The sequence below is a fragment of the Streptomyces sp. AV19 genome (assembly GCF_015999245.1).
In the GTDB taxonomy this organism is placed as follows: Bacteria; Actinomycetota; Actinomycetes; order Streptomycetales; family Streptomycetaceae; genus Streptomyces.
Genome location: NZ_JAEAMR010000072.1, coordinates 1 through 1,583, shown reverse-complemented (window position 1 = coordinate 1,583; position 1,583 = coordinate 1). Strand labels below are relative to the sequence as shown.

1 protein-coding gene is annotated in these 1,583 nt (G+C 72.3%); it reads right to left on the bottom strand.

Annotated features, from left to right (window positions below):
• Positions 1–1,432, bottom strand: a 1,432-nt coding sequence (locus I5Q34_RS33295; protein WP_307811782.1) for an acyltransferase domain-containing protein, incomplete at its 3' end; no start/stop codon positions are given.
• Positions 1,433–1,583 lie beyond the last annotated feature (151 nt).

The window sequence follows — 1,583 nt, the reverse complement described above, 5'->3', positions numbered from 1 at the left end:
CCCCCAACAACTCCCCCACCCCCACCGCATCCCCCCGCTCCACCGCATCCCACAACACCTCCGTCCCGGCAGCGTCGCGGTGGTCCACAGGGCTCGCCGCGGGGTGTTCGGCCGGGGAGTCGAGCCAGAACCGCTCCCGCTCGAAGGCATACGTCGGCAGCTCGATCGCCCCCCGTACGGAGGTGGGCCGGGCACCGGGGAACCAGTCGATCGCCGCACCGCTCACGAAGACGCGCGCCACCGACTGCAGAAACCGGTCCATGCCTCCTTCGCCGCGCCGCAGCGACCCCACGACCGCGGCGTCCGTGATGCCCAGCGCGTCCAGGGTCTCCTGTACTCCCACCAGGACGGCCGGGTGCGGGCCGGCTTCCACGAACACCCGGTGTCCGTCGTCGGCCAGGGCCCGGGTGGCCTCGTCGAAGCGCACCACCTGGCGCAGGTTGCGGTACCAGTACTCGGCGTCGAGCTCACTGCCGTCCATCAGAGCACCGGTCACCGAGGAGTAGAGCGGTACCTCGCCCACGCGCGGACGGATCGGCTCCAGCAGGCGCAACAGGTCCTCGCGGACGGACTCCACCTGGGGGGAGTGCGAAGCCCAGTCCACCCCCAGCCTCCTGACGGGCACACCGTCCGCGGCGAGCCGGGCCACCAGGCTGTCGGCGGCCTCGGGCACTCCCGAGACCACGACGGAACGCGCTCCGTTGACCGCAGCGATGGACAGCCGGTCGTCCTCTCCGGCCAGCAGCGGCTCCAACTCTGCGGCGGGCATGCCCACGGACACCATCGCGCCTGCCCCGGCGAGCGCCTCCAAGGCTCGGCTGCGCAGCGCTGCGACCCGCGCGGCGTCCTCCAGAGACAAGGCCCCGGCGACACAAGCGGCCGCGATCTCGCCCTGGGAGTGCCCGGCCACCGCGTCCGGCCGGAGGCCGTACGACTCCCAAAGAGCCGCCAAGGCGACCATGACGGAGAAGAGCACCGGCTGCACGACGTCGACGCGGTCGAGCGGCGGGGCACCGGGCTCGCCGCGCAGGACGTCCGACAGGGACCAGTCGATGTGGGGCGCCAGCGCACGGGCGCAGTCCTCGAGACGTCCGGCGAAGACGGGTGAGCTGTCGAGGAGTTCCCGGGCCATGCCGTCCCACTGGGTGCCCTGGCCGCCGAAGAGCATGGCGATCTTTCCGGGCCCCGCGTGTGCGGGGGGTCCCTCCACAAGTTCGGGGGTCGCGGTACCTGCCGCGAGGGCGCCCAGACCCCGCAGCAGGCTCTCCCGGTCCTCCCCCAGGACGACCGCCCTGTGTTCGAACACCGACCGCTCCCGGACCAGCGCCCGGCCCACTGCCTCGGCGTCGAGCGCATCGCCCGCGCCCGTGGCGAAGCTCCGCAGCCGGCGGGCCTGTTCCCGCAGCGCGCTCTCGCAACGGGCCGACACCACCCATGGCACCGAAGAGGGCGCTGGGGCACTGCCTGCGCAGGCAGATACGTGGTCGGCGTCGGGGCCGTCCTTCTCCAACTCCGATTCATTCGTTGTCGCTTGTTCGATGATGATGTGGGCGTTGGTGCCGCTGACCCCGAAGGAGGAGATC